The following is a 4083-nucleotide window of genomic DNA, read 5'->3' as shown; positions in this document are numbered from 1 at the left end:
CAGCAGCTTCGCGCGTTTTATCGCCTTGTTGAAGATCACACGGCCATTCTCCGAAATGCCGTGCACTTGAAAAACATCCTTGGCCAAATCCAGGCCTACGGTCTTAACTGTCATTGGGTGGCTCCTTTCCTAGCAGTCGTTAATAACTGCACTTTGGCACATTCGATGACGGTGGAGCAGGAGCCACCCACATCATCCGTTTAGGTGCAGGTCTCGCCGACGTTAGGCAACGCCGCACGCCACTCAAACGCTCCGCGTGGCGTCCGAGAGACCTCCACCTAACTGGAACCGGATTCAGACGTCGACTTCTGCGGCGCAGCTTCACAGAAACAGACCTCCGCTGCGCGTCAGATTGCTTCCTCAAAGACGGAATTAGCCTTTGACCAAACCCAAGCGAGGCATTGACGCGAACCTGTGCACTGCCAGCCTTCAAATTCAGTTTCGGTGTTTGTGAGGTCAATCTCGTAGTCGAAAACCTCATTGACAGCGAAGGAAAGTTCCCGCGGCTACGTTTATTGACACGTATCAACGCCCTATCCGTCCGTTGCTGTAGGGTTTGTCCAAGTGCTCCATTGGATCGGAACGGCGAATGAATGAAACTCAACGCGAAATCGAAGCTTCTCTTGGTGTCGGAAAAGCAAAGCACCATCATTTGAAATGGGTGGGGTGGATTGGCGCAGTCGTCTTGGTTGGGGCGCTTGGGGTCTGGTGGATGCAAGGCGCCGAAGAGCGCGCTCAGGTGACCTACCTCACCGAACCGGTCAGCCGAGGTGACCTGACGGTGCGCGTTTCGGCGACAGGCACGATCGAACCGACTAACAAAGTTGAAATTTCATCTGAGTTGTCGGGGACGATCGCCGAGGTGTTGGTGGATTATAACGATACCGTCAAAGCCGGACAGGTTCTGGCAAGGTTGGACACGGTACAGTTGGATGCACAATTGTCTGTCCAGATCGCCAGCCACGCAGTTGCCGAGGCACAGCTGGCCAGCGCCCGCGCAAGCCTGCTTGAGGCAGAGGCGGATTTTGAAATTGTCCGGCAACTGGATCAGCGCGGTGTGACGTCCCACGCAAACTTTACCGCGTCCGAGGCGGCTTTGGGCCGCGCACGCGCCACTCTGGCCAGTGCACAGGCCAACGTGGATCTGGCGCAGGCCCAGCTGGACTCGCAGCAGGCGATCCTGAGCAAGGCCACCATCATATCCCCGATCAACGGTGTCGTGCTTGACCGCTCGGTCGATGCCGGGCAGTTCGTGGCCGCCAGCCTGTCAGCGCCCGAGTTATTCTCCATTGCTGAGGATCTGACGCAGATGGAATTGCAAGTCGACGTGGCCGAAGCTGATATCGGCCGCATCAACGTGGGAGACAAGGCAAGTTTCACCGTCGATGCCTATGATGACATGCTGTTTCCGGCCCAGATATCCATGGTGCGCTACGCGTCCGAAAGCGTTGATGGTCTTGTCACCTACAAGGCGATCCTGTCGGTCGAGAACGATGACCTTTTACTACGCCCCGGCATGACGGCCACGGCGGATGTGATCGTCGCGCAATATGAAGACGTGCTGCTGGTGCCCAATGCTGCCTTGCGCTTTGCCCCGCCGCAGGTGATCGAAGAGGAAGCGTCGGATGGCGATAGCGGCAGTGGCGGCTTGTTGGGCCTGATCATGCCGTCGCGCAACCGGAGCGACACTGCACGAGCGGTGTCCGACAGCACCGTTTGGGTGCGTCGCGATGGGGCGGCGATTGAGACCCCCGTTGAAACGGGCGACAGCGACGGCTTGCAAACCGTCGCAAGCGGCGGCGAGCTGGCAAGCGGAGATCAGGTCATCACCGATATGATCGAAGGCAAATAAGATGGCCGATTGCAAGGAAATGAGCGCGCCCGTCATTAAGCTGCGTAACATCTCGAAAACCTACGGCCACGGCGAAGCAGAAGTGCACGCCATGGACGGGGTCAGCCTGTCGATCGCAAAGGGAGAGTTCGTGGCGATCATGGGGCCGTCGGGGTCGGGCAAATCGACTGCGATGAACATGATCGGCTGCCTCGACCGCCCCACCAGCGGTGAGTACCTGTTCAACGGCGTGCATGTCGGAAGCCTGACCAAAGACCAGCGCGCGATTTTGCGCCGCAACTACTTGGGGTTCGTGTTTCAAGGGTTCAATTTGCTGCCCCGCACCTCTGCGCTGGATAATGTGGAACTGCCGTTGATCTACAAGGGTGTTCCCGCCGCCGAGCGACGTGCGCAGGCGCTGGATGCATTGGCAAAGGTCGGGCTGAAAGGGCGCGAACACCACGATCCATCGGAACTGTCGGGTGGCCAGCAGCAGCGCGCCGCGATCGCCCGGGCTTTGGTCGGCAGTCCCCAGCTCCTTCTGGCGGATGAACCGACAGGCAATCTTGATACGAAACTGTCACTGGAAATCATGGATTTGCTGAAGCTGCTCAACGAACGTGACCACATCACCATTGTCATGGTCACTCATGAGGAAGACATGGCCGCTTATGCCCAACGGGTGATCTGGATGGTTGATGGCCGGGTCGAACGCGACGGCCCGCCTGCGGAAGTCTTCAGTCATGAAAGGCATAACGCATGATCGGGGGCATGATCGGGGAAACAATCCGTCTGGCGATCCAGGCCATCTATCGCAACGCACTGCGCTCGATCCTGACGGTACTTGGCGTTGTCATTGGTGTGGCGGCGGTAATCGCCATGGTCACGGTTGGGCAAGGAAGCTCGGATCAGGTGACGGCGGATGTAGCCAAATTGGGCACAAATGTCTTGATGGTCATGCCCGGCGCTGGTCAGATGGGACCAGGCAACAATTCCGTTTCGGCGGCTCTGGAAATCAAGGATGTCGAGGCGTTGATCGATCAGCTTTCCAGCGTGCGCACTGCCGCCCCCTACAACCAGACCAGCCTGAACGCCGTATATGGCACCGAGGATACCCGCACCTCGGTCGCCGGCACCGATATGCGCTATCTGGACGTGGTGGATTGGCCGATCGTGTTGGGGCGCGGCTTTCTGCCCACCGAGGAAAGCTCGGGCAAGGCCGTCTGCATCATCGGCGAAACGGTGCGTCAGGAATTGTTCGGCAATACGGACCCGATTGGGGAAAAGATACGCCTCAAGAACGTATCCTACGAGGTGATCGGTCTGCTCGAAGTCAAGGGGGCTTCAAGCTTCGGCTCGGATCAGGACGACATCGTGCTGATGCCCATCAAGACGTTTCAACGCCGGGTCACGGGATCGTCGGACATCTCGATGATCTATGTGGCGGCCGCGACCAGCGTGTCGACCGATCGAACCCTGGTCGATATCGAGATACTGATGCGCGAGCGCCGCCGGATCAGCGACGGTGAGGAAGATGATTTCCATGTCCGCGACATGAAGCAGATGGCGTCGATGCTGACGGGCATCACCGATGTGCTGACAGGCCTGCTATCCGCCGTCGCGGCCGTCAGCCTTCTTGTCGGAGGAATCGGGATCATGAACATCATGCTTGTCTCCGTGACCGAACGCACCCGCGAGATCGGCATCCGACTGGCCGTCGGCGCGACCGCCAATCAAGTCTTGCTGCAATTCCTGGTCGAGGCGATCGTGCTTTCCATGATTGGCGGCATCGTGGGCATCCTGCTGGGACTCGGGCTTGCCGCAGTTGCCTCCAATTTCATGGTCATTCCGTTCAGTCCGGACCCGGTCATTGTGGCGATTGCATTTCTGTTTTCGGCAGCCGTAGGCGTGATCTTTGGATATTTCCCCGCGCGTCGTGCCGCGCGTCTGGACCCGATCGAGGTGTTGCGGCATCAGTGAGTAATCATCGAAAATCTCTGCTGCGATCTTGCCTCGCCTAACTTCTTTTCCCTTGATCCCACCCCCTCAATAACAATCTTGATACTCAATTTGAGCAGACCATAGGCCCACTGCTATTGTGGGTTCTGTCGGACCATGTTGCAGGGATCAAGTTTTAGGCGAGTTTGTCCCAAACCCATTTGTCTCAGAAGACACGCTCATATGCCGCACGACCGAGAGCTGTCGTGCGGTTGAGTGCTTTTGAGGCAATTTGCGCTTCAGCGATTTGATTG

3 protein-coding genes are annotated in these 4083 nt (G+C 57.9%); all 3 read left to right on the top strand.

The features are described 5' to 3' along the window. Positions 1 to 589: 589 nt before the first annotated feature. Genes ABJO75_RS16845 through ABJO75_RS16835 form a run of 3 tightly spaced genes read left to right on the top strand, consistent with a single transcriptional unit; the run spans position 590 to position 3811 of the window. Entirely contained in the window at positions 590 to 1852 is a 1263-nt protein-coding gene (locus ABJO75_RS16845; RefSeq protein WP_348129414.1) for an efflux RND transporter periplasmic adaptor subunit, read from the top strand. A gap of 1 nt (position 1853) precedes the next feature. Continuing rightward, positions 1854 to 2594, top strand: coding sequence for an ABC transporter ATP-binding protein (locus tag ABJO75_RS16840; RefSeq protein ID WP_348129411.1), 741 nt, complete (start codon positions 1854 to 1856; stop codon positions 2592 to 2594). Between the two features lie 8 nt (positions 2595 to 2602). After that, positions 2603 to 3811, top strand: coding sequence for an ABC transporter permease (locus ABJO75_RS16835; RefSeq protein ID WP_348129408.1), 1209 nt, complete (start codon positions 2603 to 2605; stop codon positions 3809 to 3811). Positions 3812 to 4083 lie beyond the last annotated feature (272 nt).

It is taken from the genome of Sedimentitalea sp. (assembly GCF_039973035.1).
Taxonomy (GTDB): Bacteria; Pseudomonadota; Alphaproteobacteria; order Rhodobacterales; family Rhodobacteraceae; genus Sedimentitalea.
This window is presented reverse-complemented; position numbering and strand designations above follow the sequence as displayed.

Excerpts from the sequence above, each read along its gene's own strand:
- ABJO75_RS16845 (WP_348129414.1), top strand. The coding sequence starts at position 590 with ATGAATGAAACTCAACGCGAAATCGAAGCTTCTCTTGGTGTCGGAAAA.
- ABJO75_RS16840 (WP_348129411.1), top strand. The coding sequence starts at position 1,854 with ATGGCCGATTGCAAGGAAATGAGCGCGCCCGTCATTAAGCTGCGTAAC.
- ABJO75_RS16835 (WP_348129408.1), top strand. The coding sequence starts at position 2,603 with ATGATCGGGGAAACAATCCGTCTGGCGATCCAGGCCATCTATCGCAAC.